The organism is Flaviaesturariibacter aridisoli (genome assembly GCF_004343705.1).
GTDB classification, from domain to species: domain Bacteria; phylum Bacteroidota; class Bacteroidia; order Chitinophagales; family Chitinophagaceae; genus Flavisolibacter; species Flavisolibacter aridisoli.
The window spans coordinates 1-22017 of sequence record NZ_SKFH01000028.1 but is presented as its reverse complement, the minus strand read 5'-3'; the positions used below and the strand labels follow the sequence as shown (position 1 = coordinate 22017).

The window sequence follows — 22017 nt, the reverse complement described above, 5'->3', positions numbered from 1 at the left end:
TCCCTTTTATTTTTAACAAAAACTGACGTGTCGCACCAACCCGAACGTACCGAGAAGAATTGCCTCAACTGCGGAACCGAAGTCGCGGGGCGCTATTGCCAGCAATGCGGCCAGGAGAACATTGTTCCCCACCAGAACTTTCGCCACCTGGTACAGCATTTTATTTTCGACCTTTTTCATTTCGACGGAAAGTTCTTCGAGACCCTCAAGTACCTGCTCCTCCGGCCGGGCCGTGTGCCGCGGGAATACATTGCCGGCCGCCGGCAATCGTACCTCGACCCGATCCGGATGTACCTGTTCACGTCGGCGTTTTTCTTCCTTGTTTTCGCCGGCATGAACCGGATCAAGGTGGGCGAGGGTGCACTCACCGACACCTACCTGTCGCGGGCAGAGCGGTACGAAGTGGCGTCGGAGCTTTCGGTGCGCAAAGCCGACAGCAACGCCATCCGGGCACTGCCGGTGCTGTTGGATACTTCACTGGCCGTTTACCTCCGCATCGATTCGGCCGGCACGCGCGACTCGGCCTTCGAGTTGCGCGGCAAACGTTACTATTACAAAACCGAACCAAAAGATCACCTTCGTGCTTCCAATTTCGACGTCGATTTGGGCAACGGCTGGCTCGGGCGAGCCCTACGCAAGCGGGTGGCGCATTTCAACGAGCGCTTCGATGAAGACCGGCGCGAAGCGAAAGCAGCCTTTATCGAAGGCTTGTTTCACCGGCTGCCCTACATGCTGTTCGTGTCGCTGCCGTTCTTTGCGCTCCTGCTCAAGTTGCTGTATATGCGGCGCAAGCAGTTCTTTTATGCCGACCACCTCGTGTTCACGCTGTACCATTACATCTTCAACTTTATCCTGCTGCTGGCTGTTTTCCTGATCGCTCGCCTCAACACCGGCGGCTGGGCAATCGGCAGCTGGATCATCGTGGCGTTGCTGCTGTACAGCCTGTGGTCGCTCTACAAGGGCATGCGCAACTTTTACGGGCAAAGCCGCGGGCGCACGCTGGGCAAGTTTTTACTGCTGAACGTGATGGCCTTTTTCGTAGTATCGCTGTTGCTGCTGATTTTCGTATTGATCTCCGCCATTCAACTGTAAACCATGCAAGAAGCCCAAACCGCCTTTGCCCGACTCGTAACGATCATGGACGAACTGCGTGAGCAGTGCCCCTGGGACCGGAAGCAGACGATTCAGACCCTACGCCAGATGACGCTCGAGGAAACCTACGAGCTGGCCGACGCCATCACCGACGAAGACTGGAAAGGCATCCGCGAGGAGCTCGGCGACCTGCTGCTGCATATCGTATTCTATGCGAAGATCGGCACCGAGCAGGGCCGCTTTACGCTCGAAGAAGTGATCAACGGGATCTGCGAAAAGCTGATCGTGCGGCACCCGCATATCTACGGCGACGTAAAGGTGGAGAATGACGAAGACGTAAAGCGCAACTGGGAGCAGATCAAGCTGAAGGAAGGCAAAGCCTCGGTGCTCGCCGGTGTACCCAAAACGCTCCCGGCTTTGGTCAAGGCCATGCGCCTGCAGGAAAAAGCAAAGCAGGTGGGCTTTGAATGGGACAACAAAGAGCAGGTTTGGGAGAAAGTGGAAGAGGAGCTGGGTGAATTGCGCGAGGCGCAGGAGACCGGCGATCCGAAAAAGGTGGAAGAGGAGTTCGGTGACGTGCTCTTTTCGTTGGTGAACTTTGCACGGTTTTTGAATGTGGATGCCGAGAACGCACTTGCGGTCACCAATAACAAATTTACCGCTCGATTTACACAGATGGAAGAACGGGCGCGCCAGAAAGGCCGCTCGCTGAATGAAATGACCCTCGAAGAAATGGACGCCCTCTGGAACGAGATCAAACGCGAACGATCGTGAATGTCATGAACAGCTCCCACCGGTTGCCGAAACGGGCCCTCCTGTATACGGCGGCCGCCTTGCTGTTCCTTTCCCTGCTTACCGGTATCTATTTCCACGAGCAGCCTTCGCTCGAGCGCGAGCAGCACCGACTGGAGTCGTACCTGCACGGCGCCGAAAAAGACTTCAAGGAGCTGCTCGGCAGCAAAGCGCTGCTCCAGCAGCTCGCCCTGGGCCAGGAAAACGAAGACGCTTTCTCCGCGCTCCTCGATAAACCCTACGCACTTTTCCTGTACCGCGCCGATGGCACGCTGGTGTACTGGAACAGCCAGCGCATGCAGGCCCCGGTGATGACGACGCCCTTCCGCAGCGGCACCGTGTTTCAGTCGCTTTCCAACGGCTACTTCGTAACGCAGTACCGGCCGTTTCAGCTCCCGGTTGACGGCAGGCCGATGTGGGCGGTGGCGATGATACCGGTGCAATACCGCTATGGCTACCAGCACTCGAGCTACCTGAAATCTTACTTCGTGCACGACCCCGAGGCCGGTGCGCACATACAGGTATCTACGGAGAAAACACCCTACGTAATCCGCGACGGGAGCACGCAGACCTTGTTTTACCTGGCGCCGCGCACGGCTGCTGCCGGAAGCAGGGTAGACGCGGTGACGGCGCTGCTGCGCATCATGGCCTTTACGCTACTGCTGGCCTACATCCATTTCCTGGCACAGCGCGTTACCACCCATCGGGGCAAGCTGCGGGGCATTCTCTTCCTGGCCGTGGTGCTCGTAGCCATCCGTGCCCTGTTGCTGTTTTGGCCCGGGTTGCTTTCCTTCCGCCAGTTTGCGCTGTTCGATCCTACCGTGTACAGCAAAAACTTCCTCCTGCGCTCGCTTGGCGACCTGCTCATCACCACGCTTTTCTTTTGCTGGCTGACCGTATTTACCTGGTACCGCATGGGGCCCGAAGGACGCCTGCCCGGCTTCCTGCAGGGTAAGCGCCTGCTGCCGGGCGGTATCGCTGCGCTTTTCGTGCTGATGCTCGGCACCTTCCAGTTTGCCAACGTGGTGCGCTCGCTGGTGGCCGACTCGCGGATTTCATTCAACGTAATCGATTTCTTCAGTCTCGATACCTACACCGTCCTGGGCTTCCTCGTACTGGCACTGCTGACACTTTCGTTTTATTATTTTACGCGCGTCCTCTACCGCATCATTTTTCCTGCCTTCGCGGGCAAGACCGTGTTCCTTTATTTCGGTCTGGCCTTTATGGGACTGCTGTTTCTCACCTTCCGCAGCGGCAACAAGGTGGTGCTGTTTCACATGCCGGTGCTCATCTGGCTGATCTGCTATACGGCGTTGGTCAGCCGCGGCCACTTCTTTATCAACCGCTTCCGGATCAGCATCGCCGGCGTACTGTTCTGGATCTTCGTGTTTTCCATATCCCTGGCAATCGTCATTTTCGGGGAGAACCGCCAGAAGGAGTTTGAGTTCCGCAAAGCAATGGCTGTGAAATACGATGAGCTCACCGACCCCTCCGGCGAGCACACGCTGAGCACGGCGCTGGCTTACCTCGACAAGGATTTTCTCGCGGCCAACTTTCCGCGCTTCCAGGACCCGCAGCGCAACCGCGTGCTGCGCGACAGCATCATCAGCGAGAACATCATGGGGTACCTCAACCGCTATGAAACGCGGATCTTTGTTTTCGACGAACAGAACAACCCGGTCAATAACAGCGATAGTGTCACCTTCGCCGAGCTCAACAACCTGTTCTCCGTGCAGAGCCGTCCCACGCGCGTGCCGGATCTATCGTATTATGAAACGGCGTACAACCAGTTTACCTACATCACCAAGCGTCGTATCGGGGACAGCAGCGGCCAGCGCGGCACTTTCTTTATCGTAAGCACCCCGCGGAAATACAACTCCGAAGCCCTTTATCCCGAGCTGTTCCGCCGCACCGGCGAAACCGACGCCGAGAATTCGCAGGTGTACGCCTACGCTATTTACACCAATGGCCTGCTGGTGCTGTCGAGCAACAAGTATTCTTTCCGCATCAACCTGTCCTCGCGCGAAGTGCCGGTAGCTGAATACGAGCGCCGCCGAAACGGCGATTTCGACGAGCTCTGGTACCGCGCCAGCGGGAACAAGGTGGTCGTCATTGCCAAGCAGCGCGATACATTACTGGAAAGTATTACGCTTTTTTCTTACCTGTTCTGCGCCTTCCTGTTCCTCGTGGGCGTGTTGCGCCTGCTGCTCTTCCTGCTGCAGGCCGGCGACGGCTGGCGCACCCGGGCGTTCTACCAGCTCAACATCCGCTCGCAGGTACACGGCACCATCATCTTTATCAGCATCTTCTCGTTCCTCGTTATTGGCGTGGCTACGATCTCGTTCTTCGTGGCGCGCTACCAGCGCAACAACGTAGACAAGCTAAGCCGAACGGCGGGTATTGTAACAAAGGAGCTGCAGCAGCGCGTGCTGGCGGGAAAACCGATCGGGGCGAGCCTGCTCGAGAAAGATTCGGTGAGCGACCAGGGCTTGCAGACACTGATCAACGAGATCGCCGAGATACACAATGTCGATGTGAACCTGTACGACCCGCAGGGCGCCCTGCAGGTGTCTTCGGAGCCCGAAGTGTATAAGCGGGGCCTGCTCAGTACCCGGATGCACCCAATGGCCTGGCATCACCTGGCGCGGCTGCGTGAGATCCAGTTCGTGCAGGAAGAGCGCCTCAGCTCGCTGCGGTATATGAGTATTTACGCGGCGATCACCAACAAGAAAGGGGAGGTGTACGCGTATCTGAATATTCCTTACTTCCTGTCGCAGATCGACCTGAACCAGGAGATCTCCAACTTCCTCGTTACGATCATCAACCTCAACGCTTTCATTTTTCTCATCGCCGGCATCATCGCGCTGTTCATCACCAACCGCATCACGCAGTCCTTCTCGCTCATCGGCGACAAGATGCGCGCCATCAGCCTCGGGCACCGCAACGAGCCCATCGAGTGGCCGCGTAACGACGAGATCGGGGTGCTGGTGGAGCAATACAACCGGATGGTGCGACAGCTTGAGGAAAGCGCCGATGCGCTTGCCCGCAGCGAACGCGAGGGCGCCTGGCGCGAAATGGCCCGGCAGGTGGCCCACGAGATCAAGAACCCGCTCACGCCGATGAAGCTGAGCATACAGTACCTGCAGCGGGCGGTGAACGCCAACCAGCCCAACGTCCAGCAGCTGACCACCAGCGTGGCGCAAACGCTCATCGAACAGATCGATCACCTCGCCAAGATTTCTTCCGACTTCGCACGCTTCGCCAACATCGGCAACCGCAACCTCGAAACCTTCGACCTGCACGACGTACTGCGCAGCCTGGAAGCACTGTATGTGACCAACCCGAAAATCGAATGGTACTGGGAGCGGCTGCCCGCACCGGTACTCCTGTATGCCGACCGCACCCACATGGTGCGCCTGTTTACCAACCTGGTGACCAACGCGGTGGAAGCCTGCGCCGCGTTGCCGCATTGCCGCATCACGCTGCGGGAGCAACTGACCGGGCAATCCATCAAAGTGCTGGTGACCGACAACGGGGAAGGCATCCCCGATGATATGCGCGGCAAGATCTTTACCCCCAACTTCACCACGAAAACTTCGGGCACCGGGCTGGGCCTTGCGATGTGCAAGAGCATCGTGGAGCAGGCCGGCGGCCGCATCTGGTTCGAGACGGAAAAGGGCGTCGGTACTACTTTCTTCGTGGAGCTGCCGTTGGCGGAAGAGAAAGAGGGGTGAGGTAAGATTTCTGACCTCATGTACTCATGTATTCATGTACTCATTTGATCTTCCTTCTATTCAAAAACGCTTCAAACTCCTCCCTCGTAAAGGAGCTGATATTCCGCTCTTTCGTCAGCCCGCCTTTCTGCGCCACTTTGACGCCGTATTTGAGGTTGCCGATGTCTTCAAAGCTGTGCGCGTCCGGATTGACCGACAGCAGCAAACCCTTTTCCAGTGCATATTCCACGTAGCGCCAGTCCATGTCGAGCCGCACGGGGCTTGCGTTGATCTCGATGGCTACGCCGCGCTCGGCGCAGGCGTCGATGATCGCTACGTGGTCTACCGGGTAGCCCTTACGGCGGGCGAGTAGACGGCCCGTAAGGTGGCCCATGATGGTGACGTAGGGATTGTTGATGGCGCCCATCAGCCGCATCATGGCCTTTTCGGCCGGCATGTCGAGGTTGGAATGGATGGAGGCGATCACCAGGTCGAAAGTGGCGAGGACCGCGTTGGAATAGTCGAGCGATCCGTCGGCGAGGATGTCGCACTCGATGCTCTTGTAAATTTTGAAGGGGGCCAGCTTTTCGTTGAGGACGTCGATCTCGGCATGCTGCGCACGTATGCGGGCCTCGTCGAGACCATTGGCGTAATAGGCTGCTTTCGAGTGGTCGGAGATGACCAGGTATTCAAAGCCGCGGGCCTTCAGCTCAAGGGCCATTTCTTCGAGTGTGTGGGCGCCGTCGCTCCAGGTGCTGTGGGCGTGGATGATGCCGCGGATGTCTTCCACCTGCAGTGCCTCGGGCAGTGCACCGGCGCGGGCGCGTGCCAGCACCGTCTCGGTTTCGCGCAGGTAGGGAGGAATGAAGGGGAGGCCGGCGCTTTCGAACAGCGTTTCTTCTTCAGCTGCCTTGGAAGGAAGCCCCGCGCTTTGCCAGGTGAAGGTGAATACGTCGTTGCCTGTAGTCCGGAAGAGCGTGCCGCCGAAGTCATCGGTAGCGCAGAAATGCAGGCGCAACAGCAGGCCTTCACCCGATTGGAATTCGACCCATTCATTCGATTCGCTGACGAGGCTGAAGGCTTCGACTTCGAAGAAGCGTTTGGCGTCCTTCACGTCGATCGTGCTGACCCATTCCAGTTCGTTGATCACCTCGCATTGCCGGCGAAAGGCACCGGTGAGGGCATGCCGGTTGTCGGGAAAGCGCTGCGACAGGCGGGCCGTCAGGGCATGGGCGAAAGCTTCGACCTGGGCATAGAGAAACTTGCCGGCGTTTTGCTTATGAAAGTGGATCGCGTCGAGGATCTTCTCCTGCGTCTTGTCGCCGAAGCCTTTGGTAGCGGCGATGCGCCCGTTGCGGCAGGCGTCCTGGAGGGCGTTGAGGGTATCGATGTGGAGCTCCTTCCAGAGCGTATGGATCTTCTTCGGGCCGAGGCCTTTTATGTTGAGCATCTCCAGCACGCCGGGCGGTGTTTGCGCGATGAGTTTGTCGAGGGTGGAGAGCTTGCCGGTGGCAATGAGTTCCTGCACCTTGCCGGCTACGCTGCTGCCGATGCCCCGGAGGCCCGGTATCGCGGCCGGCTCCAGGGTGGCCACCTCCACGTCCAGCTTCTCCAGCGCGAAGGCGGCAGATGCGTAGCTTTTGCTTTTGAAGGGATTGTCGCCGTGGATATCCATCAGCCGGGCCAGCAAGGAAAACTGCTCCGCGATCGCGTAATTGTCCATGCCTGCAAAATAGCAAATCTGCTGATGTGCTAGTCTGCTAATGTGCTAACTGGACGTTACTGGCAGCGCGCGAATGGAAGCGGATTAATAAGCACTGCCGGAAGGAGAGTGGTCGGCAGGTACCGTGTACCAATGGAACAATACACGAGGAAGCAAAAAGAAACCCCGGCGGGAGGCCAGGGTTTCTATCAGTTGATCCAAAGAATTACTTCTTGGATGCAGCGGCTTTTTTAGGAGCAGCCTTCTTAGCAACGGCCTTTTTGGGGGCTGCGGCTTTTTTCGGAGCAGCTTTCTTAGCAGCAGCCTTCTTAGGGGCGGCGGCTTTCTTAGCAGCTGCCTTTTTCGGGGCTGCTTTTTTAGCGGCGGCAGCCTTCTTAGGGGCGGCGGCTTTTTTCGGTGCGGCTTTCTTAGCAGCTGCTTTTTTCGGAGCAGCTTTTTTTGCTGTTGCCATGTGTGTAGAATTTAGGGGTTAGTAATGAAATAACGGTAGTAAAATTAATGCCAAAATTTTAACTACCAAATTTCTTTACCCCCACGAAATCCACAACTGGCTTATGCCTGCACTTCGCTTACAGATACCTGTGTGCGGTCGTTCTTGCCCTTGCGGAATTCTACAACGCCATCGGTAAGTGCGAACAGCGTCCAGTCTTTGCCGACGCCGACGTTCTTGCCGGGATGGTATACGGTGCCGCGCTGACGAACGAGGATGTTACCCGCTACAGCAGGCTGACCGCCGAAGATCTTAACGCCCAGGCGCTTGCTCTGCGAGTCGCGGCCGTTCTTTACGCTACCTTCACCTTTCTTGTGTGCCATGATGAATAGATTTCAGATTTGAGATTTCAGTTTCTTGTTGACCGTTGCTTACGCAATTTCCGCGATGCGGATCTTGGTGTAATGGGTGCGGTGACCGTGCTTCTTACGGAAGCCCTTGCGGCGCTTCTGCTTGTAGGCAATGACCTTGTCGCCCTTCACGTGGTCGAGGATCTCGGCTTGCACTTTCACGGTTGCGGACTTGGCGAACGACAGGTTGCCGTTGTTGTCGGCCATGATCACATCGCCGAGCTCTACTTTATCGCCGGCGTTGCCACCCAGGTGGGGAACGTACAGAGTCTGGTCTTTCTCGACCTTAAATTGCTTTCCGGCTATTGATACAATTGCGAACATAACGGTTCTAAAATTAGGAGTGCAAAGGTAAGGAATAAAGTCAATAGTAAAAAGGCTAAATTCAAAATGATCGGCCCTGCGGGCTTATTCACTTGATTTTTGCGCATTTTTTGACTTTTGACTTTCGGATTTGCGTCCCCCCGGCCCTCCTTTGAATCTATATTTGTGCTTACAGAACCCCTACATGAAGCTCAAATCCCTGCTCGCCAAGCCCTTTGCTTCTTATATATACAACCGCACCCGCAAGTCGATGCAAACGGCACTGGCCGACCAGGACGCAGTGCTAAAAAGCCTCCTGAAGACCGGCCGCGGCACCGAATTCGGCGCCGGGCACGGGTTTGCCGGGGTGGCCGACTACGCCGCTTTCCGGCAGGCGGTGCCCGTACGCGACTACGAGGCCTTCCGCCCCTGGATCGACAAGATCAAGGCCGGCCGCCACAACGTGCTCTGGAAAGGGCAGCCCATCTACTTCGCCAAAACCTCCGGCACCACCTCCGGCGTCAAATACATCCCGATCACCCGCGAGTCGATCCCCAACCACATCAACTCGGCGCGCAACGCCCTGCTGCTCTATATGGCGGAAACCGGCAACACCGCCTTCGCCGACGGCAAGCTGATCTTCCTCTCGGGATCCCCGGAGCTCGAGCGGGTAGGAGGCATCCCTACCGGCCGCCTCTCCGGCATCGTCAACCACCACGTGCCGAAGTACCTGCGCACCAACCAGCTGCCCAGCTACGAAACGAACTGCATCGACGACTGGGAAACGAAGCTCGACGCCATCGTGCGCGAGACCATCAACCAGGATATGACGCTCATCTCGGGCATTCCGCCCTGGATGCAGATGTATTTCGACCGCCTGCAGGAAGTGAGCGGAAAGAAAATCAAGGACCTGTTTCCCAATTTCTCCGTGCTCGTACATGGCGGCGTCAACTTCGAACCCTACAAGGCTCGCCTTTTTGAAAGCATCGGCAGCCCGATACACAGCATCGAGACCTTCCCGGCCTCCGAGGGCTTTTTCGCCTTCCAGGACACGCAGACCGAAGAAGGGCTCCTGCTCAATACCGACAGCGGCATCTTTTTCGAATTCGTGCCGGCCGGCGAGATCTTTAACGAAAACCCAACACGCCTGTCGCTGCACGAGGTACAGGTGGGCGTCAACTACGCCCTGGTCATCAGCAACAACGCGGGTCTGTGGGGCTATAACATCGGCGACACGATCAAGTTCGTTTCCACCGATCCGTACCGCATCGTGGTCACCGGGCGCACGAAGCACTTCATCTCGGCGTTCGGCGAGCATGTTATTGGTGAAGAAGTGGAACAGTCTTTGCTAAAGGCCGCACAGGAAAGCGGGGCTCAGATCACCGAGTTCACCGTGGCGCCCATGATCCAGCAGGGAAAGGGACACAGCTACCACGAATGGTTCATTGAATTCGAGCAGCGCCCCGCCGACCTGGAACGATTTGCCGCCCAGGTGAACGAGAACCTGCGCCAGAAGAATATTTACTACGACGACCTGATGCGCGGCAACATCCTGCTGCCGCTGCGCATCACGCCCGTCCGCAAGAACGGCTTCATCGACTACATGAAATCCGTAGGCAAGCTCGGCGGGCAGAACAAAGTGCCCCGTCTGAGCAATGACCGGAGAATAGCAGAAGAGTTGGTGAAGTTCAAAGCCTGAGAAGCGATTTGTCTGTTGATCTATTCGTTCATTGATAAAGAGGTTCGCGGCAATGCTTCTGTCGCGAATTTTTTGCGAAGAACCAGTGAGTAATGACCAATGGACCAATAAACTAATAAACACCCTACTTTTGACCACTGTCCGCCATTATGAATAACCCTAAGCGCATCGCGATTTTTGGCTCCACGGGCTCGATCGGCACGCAGGCTCTCGAGGTCATTGCCGCCCACCCGGAGCTGCTGTCCGTAGAAGTACTGACGGCCAACGGCAACGACGATCTCCTTATCGAGCAAGCGCTCCGGCACAACCCCAACGTGGTGGTGATCGGTGGCGACAATGCCAAATACGCCAAGGTGCGGGCCGCCCTCGAGCATACCGATATCAAGGTGTTCTCCGGCGACGCGGCCCTGGTTGAAGTGGCGGCAATGGATATTTACGACCTGATGCTGGCGGCCATCGTGGGCTACGCCGGTCTTCGCCCCACGCTCGAAGCGATCCGAAACGGCAAGGCCGTAGCGCTGGCCAACAAGGAAACGCTCGTGGTGGCAGGCGATATCGTGATGCAGATGGCGATGGAAAAGCGTGTGCCCGTAATTCCTGTCGACTCCGAGCATTCCGCGATCTTCCAGTGCCTGGTGGGCGAGCACCGAAATCCCATCGAGAAGGTGATCCTCACCGCGTCGGGCGGGCCGTTCCTGGGTCGCAAGACCAACTACCTCGTCAACGTAAAGCGGGAGCACGCCCTGCAGCATCCCAACTGGAACATGGGCGCCAAGATCTCTGTGGATTCGGCGACGCTGATGAACAAAGGACTGGAGATGATCGAGGCCAAGTGGCTGTTCAACCTGAAGCCCGAGCAGATCCAGGTGCTGATTCACCCGCAAAGCATCGTGCACTCGATGGTGCAGTTCGAAGACGGCTCCATCAAGGCGCAGATGGGACTGCCCGATATGAAGCTGCCCATCCAGTATGCGCTGGCTTTTCCCAACCGCCTTGCCAATAGCTACCCCCGCTGCGACTTCCGCAAGTTCAATACGCTCAATTTCGACGAGCCCGATTACCGCACCTTCCGCAACCTGCCGCTGGCCATCGAAGCGCTGAAGAAAGGCGGCAACCTGCCCTGCGTGCTCAATGCCGCCAACGAGGTGGCCGTGTGGGCCTTCCTTCAGAATCGCATCGGGTTCCTCGATATGACCGACATCATCGAGCAAACGATGCAGAAAGTGTCCTGGATCGACAAGCCCAGCATCGACGACTATTACCACAGCGACGGCGAAGCCCGCCTCTACGCCGGCGAGCTGATGAAGCTTTGAGTCGGCATTCGCGGATCGGCAATGCTGACGCCTATCGGTAGTGGGCACTATTGGCGCTCCCAAATGAAGTATTTCCGGCGTTTTGTAGGCCCTTCAATGTTTCCGCGCATTGCGGATTGCCGGTTCCCGAATGCCGATCCCCGGTCCATGCAAATCCCTAAAATCGCCCGAAGCTGTTCATTCCTGCCCCGAATACCGGATATTTGTCCCTATCGCTTAATTACCACGAATGCATTTATTGGCTATTAACTGGGCGGAAATCGGTGTCAAGGCCGCCCAACTGATCTTGTCTTTTTCCATTCTCGTTGTGCTCCACGAACTCGGGCATTTCCTGCCGGCCCGCTGGTTTGGCTGCCGCGTGGAGAAGTTCTACCTCTTTTTCAATCCCTGGTTTTCGCTTTATAAAAAGAAGATCGGCGAGACCGAATACGGCCTCGGCTGGATCCCCTTCGGCGGCTATGTGAAGATTTCCGGCATGATCGACGAGAGCATGGATACCGAGCAGATGAAGCAGCCCGCCCAGCCCTGGGAGTTTCGCAGCAAGCCGGCCTGGCAGCGCCTCATCATCATGCTCGGTGGCGTCACCGTCAACGTGCTGCTGGCGCTCGTGATCTTTACCGGCATTGCCTACAAATGGGGCGACACCTACCTGCCGCCGCAAAACCTGCACTACGGCATCGCAGCCGACAGCCTGGCGCAAAGCATGGGCCTCCGCGACGGCGACATCATTACCCACGTGGGCGGCAAGCCCGTGGAGGACGAGCTGCAGGTTCCGGGTCTCATCGTTACCAAAGAAGCCACGCAGGTAACGGTGCTCCGCGACGGTCAACCGGTGGTGCTGCCGGTTCCGGAAGGAATGATCAGCAGCCTGAATTCTGCTAAGAGAGCGTCCTTCATTGGTATCAGGCATCTCGCCATCGTAGACACCTTTACAGAAAACTCGAACGCGTACAAAGCAGGCATCCGGGAGCACGATACCGTTACCAGTGTGGATGGAAAACCGATCACCTACTTTCATGAGTTCCGGCGCATCGTAAGTGAGCGGGCAGGAAAGACCGTACAGGTAGGCGTAAAACGCGCCGGGCAGAACCTGGTGATCCCGGTTCCCGTAGCCGCGATCGATGGCCGCGGTGCTATCGGCGTATTCCCACCGCCGCTCGACTCGATGGGCTTTGAGATCAAGACCCGCCACTATACGTTTGCGCAGTCGGTGCCCGCCGGCCTCCACCGTGCGAAGAACACGCTCAGTATGTACACCACCGGCATCAAGCAACTCTTTACGGGCAAGGCCAACCCCAACGACTCGCTGGGCTCGATCTTCAGCTTCGGCAAGATCTTTCCGGGCCAGTGGGACTGGAAAAGCTTCTGGAGCCTGACGGCCCTCTTCTCGATCATTCTCGCGTTTATGAACGTGCTGCCCATCCCGGGCCTCGATGGAGGTCACGCACTCTTCACGCTCTACGAGATGATCACCGGCCGCAAGCCCGGCGATAAGTTTATGGAATACGCCCAGATCGTGGGCTTCGTGCTGCTCATCAGCCTGATGATCTACGCGCTCGGCCTCGATGTTTGGCGGATGTTCAAATAGTCCCGGTTTCCGGTTGCGCAAGCGCAGCTATTTATAAAACGGCATCGCGAAGCGATGCCGTTTTGCATTGAGCAGCAAACCCGAAACTGGAAACGAGCAACCGGAAACTTTGCATACCCTTAAGTCTCAAATCCGTAACTTTGCTACGTTGTTAAACAACTCCCTGGGGGTGTATTGGTTTTGACAGCAGAGGTCTTTGAAGGTGCAAGCATGCCGGGCGTTGGGTAATTAGCCCGCTAATCTGAATACTCAAAATTCAAATGGCAATACTTCGTATGCCATGGCTGCCTAATCAGTGATTAGTTAGTCATTTGGGCCGTCGCACGGGTTCGTCCCTTACCAAGTGCCACCGCCGACTTAAAAAGAAAAGGGATCGCTGCTACCACAGGCTGTGCCGGTAGCCTAAGATTATCCAGCTAAGGAACGTGTTGGTTTGTCCTGGTCCTGCGCGTTTCCGACAATTAATCCGAGGAATAAGCATGTAGAAAGCTTTTGGAAATCCTGTTTGCACACCGGTTCGATCCCGGTCACCTCCACCCCAAAGCGCCGAAACTTCCACAGTTGAAACGCCGCGAAAGAGCCGCCCCGAAAGGGCGGCTTTTTTTGTTCGCGCCCATCAAAAAAGACTATCCGTGTCGCAGGGCCGCACCCGGTTCCCTTTCGGATAAACGGGAGCCGGACCGTTTCAGGCCGGGACAAAAGGCCACCGTACACGTGCTGCGCAACGGCAAGGCGATCGACGTTCCCCTGCAGCTGCGCCGCATCAGCGTGTTTGGAAAAGTGGACTAACGCGTTTTTCCCTGCAGGCGGTCATAGCGGGCCCGGATGAAGTTGAAGAGTCCGTAGCAAACGAGCCCGAGCCCCACGGCTGCGAGCAGCCAGGAACCATAGTCGCCCTGCTGCAGCAGGTTGAAGGCGCGCGACGTATCGCCCGCCTCCGCGGCGCGTGTGTGCAACGCGGCGCGCCCAAAAAGAAAGCCGATCAGCAGCCACACGGCGCCGCGGGCGCAGTAGCCGATCATGCCCGCCAGGAGCAACACGCGCCCGCCGGGCTTGAAGCTACCGGCGCCGGCATGCTTGCGGTATTTGCCGCGGAATGCATAATAAAACTGGTAAATGCCGGTAACGAAAAAGATCGCCGCCGCCGCATACGCGAGTGCCTGGCCCATCGGTTTGTCGAGCAGGTTTTGCGCCAGCGCCTGCTGGCTGTCTTTCTTCCCCGAATCGCTGAACAGCAGACGGATCGCGAGAACCGCCACCGCCGCATACGTGAGGCCGCTGAAAAAATAACGCAGGCGCGCGGCCCAGCCTTTCGCGTCTTTCTCTTTTCCTTCAGTGTTGCCGAAGGCCTGGAAGCCGCGCCAGGCGCAGTAGCAAAGCAAGCCCAAAGCAATGGCCGCCAGCAGCAGGTTGCCCGCCGGCAAGTCGCGCACGGCGCGCAATACGCCACCCCGGTCCGTTTCTTCGGTTGAATGCCCGTCGAAGTGAAAAGCGGCCAGGAAGGCCAGCGTGCCCAGCAGGCAGTATAAAACGCCCTTGGTAATAAGGCCCATGCGGCCGAGGCGGCGGATCCAATCGGAAGTTTCGGGAGCGGAGTGTTGAACCGGGAGTTCCATGCCGCTGCTGATGCAAAAAGATGACCAACCAAATTGCCAAAGGCGCGGCTGTTTGATAAAGGCGATGAAGGAGGCTTCGACGGAAAATAAAATACCGGTCAAAACGGGCGCCGCTCGCCGATCCCGCGTTATTTTGTTTTATGAGAAAGCTGCTACTGCCCGTTTGCCTTTGCTGCCTGCTCCTGTCGCTTTGCCCGGTCCGCGCCGGGGCGCAGGAACCGGTTTATCAGGGGAAGGACCTCGGCGTACACTACCGCCCAAAGCAAACCCGCTTCAAAGTATGGGCACCCACTGCTGACACGGTTGTGCTGCGCATCTATGGGAGCGGCACCGGGGGCGATGCTCTGCAAACGGTGCACCTCGCAAAAGGAGAGGAGGGCAGCTGGTACGCGCTTGTGGATGGCGACCTGAAAGCGCGTTATTATACATTTCAAACGATCCAGGGCGGCAATGCGTCACTCGAAGTACCCGATCCCTATGCCATTGCGGTGGGCGTCAACGGGAAGCGCGGGATGATCGTCGACCTGGAGGAACTGGCGCCCGCGGGCTGGCTGAAGGACAAACGACCGGCGTTGAAGCGGCCCACCGACATCGTGCTCTACGAGCTGCACGTGCGCGATCTTTCGATGAACGCCAACAGCGGCATCCGGCTTAAAGGGAAATACGGCGGCCTTGCCGAGCGCGGCACGAAAGGCCCTGCGGGCCTGGCCACCGGGCTCGATCACATCCGTGAGCTGGGCATCACCCATGTGCACCTGCTCCCCGCCTTCGATCATAATTCCATCGACGAAAGCAAAACCCTGGCGCCCTTTAACTGGGGCTACGACCCGCTCAACTACAATGTGCCGGAGGGGAGCTATTCGACCAATGCAAGCGACGGACGCGTGCGGATCCGCGAGTTTCGCCAGATGGTGCAGACCCTGCACCGCGCGGGTCTTCGCGTGGTGATGGACGTGGTATACAACCATACGTCCGACATCCGCCACTCCGTGTTCGAGCAGATGGCGCCCGGGTATTTTCACCGCAAGACCACCGACGGCGGCTGGGCCAACGGCAGCGGCTGTGGCAACGAGACCGCTTCGGAAAAAGCGATGATGCGCAAATACATGGTCGAGTCGGTGTTGCACTGGGCGCGCGAATACCACATAGACGGGTTTCGCTTCGACCTGATGGGACTGCACGACATTGGGACCATGAACGCGATCAGCGACAGCTTGCACCGGATCGATCCAACCATTTTTATTTACGGGGAAGGTTGGACCGCAGGCGATACACCGCTTCCGGAAGCGCAGCGCGCCGTAAAGAAGAACGTGCCGCAACTGCGGGGCGTTGCTGCCTTCAGCGACGACATCCGCGATGCCCTGCGCGGTCCCTTCAGCGACGATAAGGTGAGCGGGTTCATCAGCGGCCAGGCGGGCACCAGGGAAAGTCTTAAGTTCGGTATTGCCGGCTCCGTACGGCACCCGCAGGTGGATTATTCTAAAGTGGCGTATTCGAAAGCGCCCTGGGCCAACGAGCCATCGCAGACAATTTCCTATGTGTCCTGTCACGACGATCCCACACTCTTCGATCGCATCCGCCTTTCCAATCCATCGGCCACGGAGAAGCAAGTGATTGCGATGGACAAGCTCGCGCAGACGGCCGTGCTCACCGCGCAGGGCGTTGCCTTCATACATGCGGGTGAGGAGTTCCTGCGCACCAAGGGGCTGATGCATAATTCGTACAATGCCCCCGATTCGGTCAATGCGCTCGACTGGGCCCAAAAAGCCCGCTACCAGAGCGTATTCCGCTACTACCAGGGATTGATCGCGCTGCGTCGGAACCATGCCGCTTTCCGGATGCCCAGCGCCGCGCTGATCCGGAAGCACCTGGCCTTCGGACCCGAAACCGACCCGTTGCTGCTCACTTACCGCATCAGCGGCGCCCCCGGCGACTCCTGGAAGGACGTGCTGGTGCTGCTCAACGGCGCACTGGAAAGTAAGGAAGTGCAGTTGCCTGCCGGCAAATGGACGCTGGCCGCCGACGGGCAGCAGGTAAATGAGCGCGGTATCCGCACCGTGTCTGGTGGGAAGGTTCAATTGCCCGCTTCCACCGGGTGGGTGTTGTTCCGGAAGCAATAAAGTCTACAAATTTGGTAGGGTAATGTGTGCGGCCTATTTTTAGCGCATGAACGTTAGCTGGATCGCGCTGGCCGTACCCCTTTTCGTGGGCCTGATGTATGTTGAGTACCGTGTTTCGCTTCGGAGGCGTCTGCCGGTGCACCGGTTTCACGAGGCTGTTGCCAATCTGAATGTGGGCATGGCCGAGCGGCTCACCGACTTGTTCACCAGCGGTCTTTTTTTCTTCGTTTTTGAATGGCTGTACCACCACTTTGCGTGGTTCTCCATTTCGGCACACTGGTATACCTGGCTTTTCCTGTTCCTGCTGACCGATTTCGTGTGGTATTGGTATCACCGCGCCGGGCACCGGGTCAATCTTTTTTGGGGCGTGCACGTGGTGCATCACCAGAGCGAGGATTTCAACTACACCACATCGGCGCGGATCACAGTGTTCCAGGCGTTGGCCCGTGGTCTTTTCTGGTCCGTGCTTCCCATCGTCGGTTTTCCGCCCCATATGATCGCAACGCTGCTGCTGGTGCACGGAGCCTACCCGTTTTTCACCCATACCCAACTCGTGGGCAAATTGGGTATCCTGGAATATTTCCTCGTTACGCCATCGCACCACCGCGTGCACCACGCCAGCAACCCGGAGTATCTCGACAAGAATTACGGCGATGTGCTGATCGTCTGGGACAAACTTTTCGGCACTTTTGCCGAAGAGCGTGCCGAACCTTCCTACGGACTCACGACCCCGCTCAACAGCCATAGCTTCCTGTGGCAGCACTTTCACTTCCTGCTCGAAATCGGTGTTGCTTTCAGCCGTGCCCGTGGCTTCCGCGCGCGCTTCCGGACACTGTTCGGCAAGCCAGACGACATCGACCCGCGGATCCGTGCCTGGCTCGAAAAGAAGTTCTCCAACCGAAATGAATTCCGTCCCGTCAATGCGCAAGTGCGGCAACTGGTCCGGATGCAGACGGGCACCAGCCTGGTGCTGCTGTTCCTGCTCCTTTTTTTTGCGGCGGGTCTCACCGGGGCGCAGGTGTTCTCCTTGTCCGTATTTATACTGTTAAGCCTGATCAACTCCGGCGCCATACTGGAGCAGCGCCGCTGGGTTTTTTACCTCGATTTCCTCCGGCTGGTCGTGGCCGGATGCGCCGTGTACACCTTTTGCCCGCACAGTGCGGTGCTTTCCTTTACGCTGGGCGGGGCTACGATCGTGCTGCTGTTTTACAAAACCCTGCAGCGCGCCTATTGCCGCTGGCTTTTCGGCGTCGCCTGACCCAAGCCCCGGGGTTTTCTCCAAAAAAGAATCCCGCTAAGACTAGCGGGACGTAACGATTGCTTGCTATATGAAATTCTTGAATGTTCGGCTACAAAAATACAATGTGTAGCTAGTACACACTAAACCTTTTCCAGGGTGGTTTACGCTCGCTAACAACCCGATGCTATTCCCGAGCCCGCCACCAGAAAGCATTTGACGGTTCATGTGCTCCGGTGGCCAACTGCTTGCGTGTCCGTGTCTAGGCGTAAAATTCCTTGGCGGACTGCGCTTTTCCGGCTACCTTGTCAGGAATGACCCGCGCCGCACATAGCCCCGTTTGTCTCCCCGGCCGCCCGGCCCGGCCAGGGGTGCGCACGCGTACAACCGCTACAACAACCCGCAAGGGTTGCGCCTGAACATACCAACCCGCTGCCCTTCCGGCCTACCTTGCCAGGATTTTTTTGACCTAAACGATCGGATCATATGTATGTATTGAAATTCGGCGGCACCTCTATGGGGTCCGTAAGCGCCATCCGCCGCGTGGCCGCCCTCGTGCAGGAATACAGCCTCCGCCGCCGGGTAGTGGTGGTGCTGTCGGCCATGAGCGGCGTAACCGACGACTTGCTCCGCCTTGCCCGCCAGGCGACCGCGCAGGACGCAGCCTGGGACGCTACCCTCCGTGCCCTCGAAGAGCGACACCGGGAGGCCTGGGCCGAGCTGGTGGACGATCCTGCCGCTTTGCCGCTCGACGCCGAATTCAGCGCCCTGCGCACCCTTTGCCAGGGCATCAGCCTCCTCGGCGAATGCTCGCCCCGTACCACCGACCGCGTGGCCGCATTCGGTGAGCTGCTTTCCTCCCGACTGTTTGCCGCCCACCTTTCTTCCCGTATTGCCACGGAGTGGGCCGACAGCCGCAGGCTGATACGAACCGACAGTCAATTCGGACAGGCGCATGTAAATTTCGCCGTCACCGATGCGCTGCTGCAGAGTTATTTTGAAAAGAGTTCCATGCAGGTTTACGTGCTTCCTGGCTTTATCGGCGCCAACGAAGCCGGCGAGACCACCACGCTCGGCCGCGGCGGCTCCGACTATACCGCGGCCATCATCGGTGCCGCATTGCCCGGGGCGGAAGTGGAGATCTGGACCGATGTACCCGGCATGATGACCGCCGACCCCCGGCTCGTGCCCGGTGCAAGAACCATCGCAGCGCTTTCCTTCCAGGAAGCGATGGAGCTCTCGCACTTCGGCGCCAAGGTGCTTTATCCGCCCGCCGTACAGCCGCTGATGAAAAAGCAGCGCGCCGTCCGGATCCGCAACACGTTTGCCCCCGAAGCCGAAGGAACGCTGATCCACGCACAGGCGCTGGCCGACAAAACCATTATCCGCGGTATCTCCAGCATAACCGGGATCGCGCTCATCAGCCTCGAGGGCAGCGGTATGGTGGGTATCCCGGGCTTCAGCCACCGCCTGTTCGGCGCCCTCGCACGCCGCCTCATCAACGTGATCCTCATCACCCAGGCTTCGTCCGAGCACACGATTTGTGTTGCCATCGACGGCTCCGCCGCCGATGCAGCCGTACGGGCGGTGGAGGAGGAGTTTCGGGTCGAAATCCGGGAAGGCAGCATCGAACCGCTGCAGTGCGAAACGGGGCTGGCCATTGTGGCCCTGGTGGGCGACCATATGAAGAACCATACCGGCATCAGCGGCCGGAAGTTCGGCGCGCTGGGCCGCAACGGCATCAACATCCGCGGTATCGCGCAGGGTTCTTCGGAACGCAATATCTCTACGGTCATTGGCGGGGCCGACGTGCGCAAGGCCATCAACGTACTCCACGAGGCGTTCTTTGAAACGGAATACAAGCAGGTGAACTTATTCATTGCCGGCACCGGCAATGTGGGCAAACGGCTACTGGCCCAGCTTGCGCAGCAGCAACAGTGGCTGCAACAGCGCCTGCGCCTCCAGCTTCGCGTGGTAGGGCTCGCCAACAGCCGCCGCATGGCCTTCGCCGAAGGCGGGCTCGACCTCGCGCGCTGGGAAGAATCCCTGGCCGAAGGCGAGCTGATGGATGTGCGCGCCTACCGGGAAAAAGCGATCGCCCTCAACCTGCGCAACGCCGTATTCGTAGACGTTACCGCGCAGGAAGCCGTGGCCGGCCTTTACGAGGGCTTTCTCGAGCGCAGCATCCCTGTGGTCGCCTGCAACAAGATCGCGGCGTCGGCCTCCTTCAGCCGCTATGAAACGTTGAAAAACCTGTCGCGCGAATATGGGGCGCCGTTCTTTTTCGAGACCAACGTGGGCGCCGGCCTTCCTGTTATCGGGACGCTCGGCGACCTTATGAGCAGTGGCGACCAGGTTCATCGTATCGAAGCCGTATTGAGCGGCACGCTGAACTACGTATTCAACCACTATGATGGCAGCCGCCCCTTTGCCGCCGTAGTGCGCGAAGCGCAGGAGCAGGGCTACACCGAGCCCGACCCGCGCCTTGACCTCGGGGGTACTGACGTGGCCCGCAAGATCCTCATCCTCGCCCGCGAATCGGGGGCGACGCTCGAGTTTGACGCCATCCGGAACACGCCCTTTTTGCCGGCTTCGTGCATGCAAGGCAGCATCGACGATTTCTACCGTGAGCTGGAAAAGCAGGAAGCGCATTTCCGCTCGCTGCTTGAAGAGGCACGCACCGCGGGCAAGCGTCTCAAGTATGTCGCAACGTTCGAAGATGGGAAGGCTGCCGTGGGCCTGCAGGCCATCGATCCGCAACACGATTTTTATCACCTGTATGGAAAGGACAACGTCGTGCGCTTTTTCACCAACCGCTACAACGGGCAGCCGCTGGTAGTAAAAGGGGCGGGCGCCGGCGCCGAGGTGACCGCATCCGGTATTTTTGCCGACATTATTAAAACTGCGCGTACCTGATGGAACAAGTAACTGTGTCTGCACCCGGCTCCGTATCGAACCTGGGCAGCGGCTTCGATGTACTGGGCTTTGCCCTCGAGGAACCCTGCGACGCGCTCACGCTGCGGTTTACCGACACGCCCGGCGTACGCCTGGTCAACGAATCGCCGTACCCCTTGCCCGATAATCCGGAGCAGAACGTGTCGGGCGTGGTGCTGCTTGCCGTGCTGCAAAAGACCGGCGCCGGCCGCGGCTTCGAGCTGACGGTGCGCAAACGCATCAAGCCCGGGAGTGGCATCGGCTCCAGCGCCGCGTCCGCTGCCGGCGCGGCCGTGGCCGCCGCCACGCTGCTGGGATCGCCATTTTCGAAACTGGAATTACTTGACCTCGCGATGGAAGGTGAAGTGATCGCTTCGGGCGCCCGTCATGCCGACAATGTGGCGCCCTGCATCTATGGAGGTGTTACGCTAATCCGCTCGCTCAACCCGGTGGACATCATTGCCCTTCCGTCCGCCGACCTGCACGTAACGATTGTACACCCGCAGATAGAGATCAAGACCTCCGATGCGCGTGCCGTATTGCGACCCGATGTGCCGCTCAAGGAAGCCATCCGGCAGTGGGGCAATCTCGGGGCGCTGGTGGCCGGCTTTTACCGCAATGATCCCGAGCTCATTGGCCGTTCGATGGAGGATGTGGTGGCGGAGCCCTACCGAAAGGCGCTCATTCCCGGCTTCGACGCCGTGCGCGCTGCCTGCGTCAAGGCCGGTGCGCTGGGCGGCGGCATTTCAGGCTCCGGACCTTCGCTGTTCCAATTCAGCAGAACAAAAGAAACGGCGCAACAGGTAGCCGACGCAATGAGCCACGTGTACCAGGACCTGGGTATCGCGCACTACACCTACGTCACGCGCATCAACCCCGACGGCGTCCGGGTGCTGGAAACGAGTTGAATGCGTAATGCGTAATGCGTAATGAGTAATGAGTAATGAGTAATGAGTAATGAGTAATGAGTAATGAGTAATGAGTAATGAGTAATGAGTAATGAGTAATGAGTAATGAGTAAAAAATTGCGACGAACAAGTTACCAAT

16 protein-coding genes and 1 other RNA gene are annotated in these 22017 nt (G+C 58.2%); 12 read left to right on the top strand and 5 right to left on the bottom strand.

Annotated elements, in window-relative coordinates:
- The first annotated feature begins 27 nt into the window (after nucleotides 1-27).
- The 3 genes from E0486_RS14160 to E0486_RS14150 are packed head-to-tail and all read left to right on the top strand — an operon-like array spanning nucleotide 28 to nucleotide 5618.
- Nucleotides 28-1092, top strand: coding sequence for a DUF3667 domain-containing protein (locus E0486_RS14160; protein WP_165917341.1), 1065 nt, complete (start codon nucleotides 28-30; stop codon nucleotides 1090-1092).
- A gap of 3 nt (nucleotides 1093-1095) precedes the next feature.
- Nucleotides 1096-1866, top strand: a complete 771-nt coding sequence (gene mazG / locus E0486_RS14155) for a nucleoside triphosphate pyrophosphohydrolase (protein WP_131852912.1) — start codon at nucleotides 1096-1098, stop codon at nucleotides 1864-1866.
- 5 nt (nucleotides 1867-1871) lie between these two features.
- Nucleotides 1872-5618 carry an ATP-binding protein gene (locus E0486_RS14150; RefSeq protein WP_131852910.1) on the top strand — a complete coding sequence of 1249 codons (3747 nt, stop codon included), beginning with the start codon at nucleotides 1872-1874 and terminating at the stop codon, nucleotides 5616-5618.
- 40 nt (nucleotides 5619-5658) lie between these two features.
- Here the strand turns inward: E0486_RS14150 and E0486_RS14145 are convergent, their stop codons facing one another.
- The 4 genes from E0486_RS14145 to rplU all read right to left on the bottom strand — a co-directional run bounded on the left by E0486_RS14145 (nucleotide 5659) and on the right by rplU (nucleotide 8484).
- Nucleotides 5659-7320 carry a helix-hairpin-helix domain-containing protein gene (locus E0486_RS14145; RefSeq protein WP_131852908.1) on the bottom strand — a complete coding sequence of 554 codons (1662 nt, stop codon included), beginning with the start codon at nucleotides 7318-7320 and terminating at the stop codon, nucleotides 5659-5661.
- A 205-nt stretch (nucleotides 7321-7525) separates the two neighbouring features.
- Entirely contained in the window at nucleotides 7526-7771 is a 246-nt protein-coding gene (locus E0486_RS14140; protein ID WP_131852906.1) for a hypothetical protein, read from the bottom strand.
- Between the two features lie 101 nt (nucleotides 7772-7872).
- On the bottom strand, nucleotides 7873-8133 hold the full coding sequence (rpmA, locus tag E0486_RS14135) for a 50S ribosomal protein L27 (protein ID WP_131852904.1): 261 nt from the start codon (nucleotides 8131-8133) through the stop codon (nucleotides 7873-7875).
- Nucleotides 8134-8181: 48 nt separating this feature from the next.
- Nucleotides 8182-8484, bottom strand: a complete 303-nt coding sequence (gene rplU / locus E0486_RS14130; protein WP_131852902.1) for a 50S ribosomal protein L21 — start codon at nucleotides 8482-8484, stop codon at nucleotides 8182-8184.
- Between the two features lie 184 nt (nucleotides 8485-8668).
- Between rplU and E0486_RS14125 the strand changes: the two genes are divergently transcribed.
- From E0486_RS14125 to E0486_RS14105, 5 genes are all read left to right on the top strand, one after another.
- Nucleotides 8669-10162 (top strand): GH3 auxin-responsive promoter family protein, encoded by a 1494-nt coding sequence (locus tag E0486_RS14125; protein ID WP_131852900.1) that lies wholly within the window; start codon nucleotides 8669-8671, stop codon nucleotides 10160-10162.
- Nucleotides 10163-10311: 149 nt separating this feature from the next.
- Nucleotides 10312-11475 carry a 1-deoxy-D-xylulose-5-phosphate reductoisomerase gene (locus E0486_RS14120; RefSeq protein ID WP_131852898.1) on the top strand — a complete coding sequence of 388 codons (1164 nt, stop codon included), beginning with the start codon at nucleotides 10312-10314 and terminating at the stop codon, nucleotides 11473-11475.
- Nucleotides 11476-11704: 229 nt separating this feature from the next.
- The gene (gene rseP / locus E0486_RS14115) at nucleotides 11705-13063 is read left to right on the top strand and encodes an RIP metalloprotease RseP (RefSeq protein ID WP_131852896.1); all 1359 of its coding nucleotides are present in this window, start codon (nucleotides 11705-11707) and stop codon (nucleotides 13061-13063) included.
- A 165-nt stretch (nucleotides 13064-13228) separates the two neighbouring features.
- Nucleotides 13229-13602, top strand: a transfer-messenger RNA (tmRNA) gene (gene ssrA, locus E0486_RS14110).
- A 22-nt stretch (nucleotides 13603-13624) separates the two neighbouring features.
- Nucleotides 13625-13852, top strand: a complete 228-nt coding sequence (locus E0486_RS14105) for a hypothetical protein (protein WP_131852894.1) — start codon at nucleotides 13625-13627, stop codon at nucleotides 13850-13852.
- Here E0486_RS14105 and E0486_RS14100 read toward each other — a convergent pair.
- Nucleotides 13849-14679, bottom strand: a complete 831-nt coding sequence (locus E0486_RS14100; RefSeq protein WP_131852892.1) for a DUF1206 domain-containing protein — start codon at nucleotides 14677-14679, stop codon at nucleotides 13849-13851. The genes E0486_RS14105 and E0486_RS14100 overlap by 4 nt on opposite strands.
- A gap of 140 nt (nucleotides 14680-14819) precedes the next feature.
- Here E0486_RS14100 and pulA point away from each other — a divergent pair, with 140 nt between their 5' ends.
- From pulA to E0486_RS14080, 4 genes are all read left to right on the top strand, one after another.
- Nucleotides 14820-16799 carry a type I pullulanase gene (gene pulA, locus E0486_RS14095; RefSeq protein WP_131852890.1) on the top strand — a complete coding sequence of 660 codons (1980 nt, stop codon included), beginning with the start codon at nucleotides 14820-14822 and terminating at the stop codon, nucleotides 16797-16799.
- A gap of 46 nt (nucleotides 16800-16845) precedes the next feature.
- Complete coding sequence (locus E0486_RS14090) at nucleotides 16846-18057, top strand: sterol desaturase family protein (RefSeq protein ID WP_131852888.1); 1212 nt, start codon at nucleotides 16846-16848, stop codon at nucleotides 18055-18057.
- A 465-nt stretch (nucleotides 18058-18522) separates the two neighbouring features.
- Nucleotides 18523-20952 carry a bifunctional aspartate kinase/homoserine dehydrogenase I gene (gene thrA / locus E0486_RS14085; protein WP_131852886.1) on the top strand — a complete coding sequence of 810 codons (2430 nt, stop codon included), beginning with the start codon at nucleotides 18523-18525 and terminating at the stop codon, nucleotides 20950-20952.
- Nucleotides 20952-21878, top strand: a complete 927-nt coding sequence (locus E0486_RS14080; protein ID WP_131852884.1) for a homoserine kinase — start codon at nucleotides 20952-20954, stop codon at nucleotides 21876-21878. The genes thrA and E0486_RS14080 overlap by 1 nt, the downstream gene beginning before the upstream one ends.
- Nucleotides 21879-22017 lie beyond the last annotated feature (139 nt).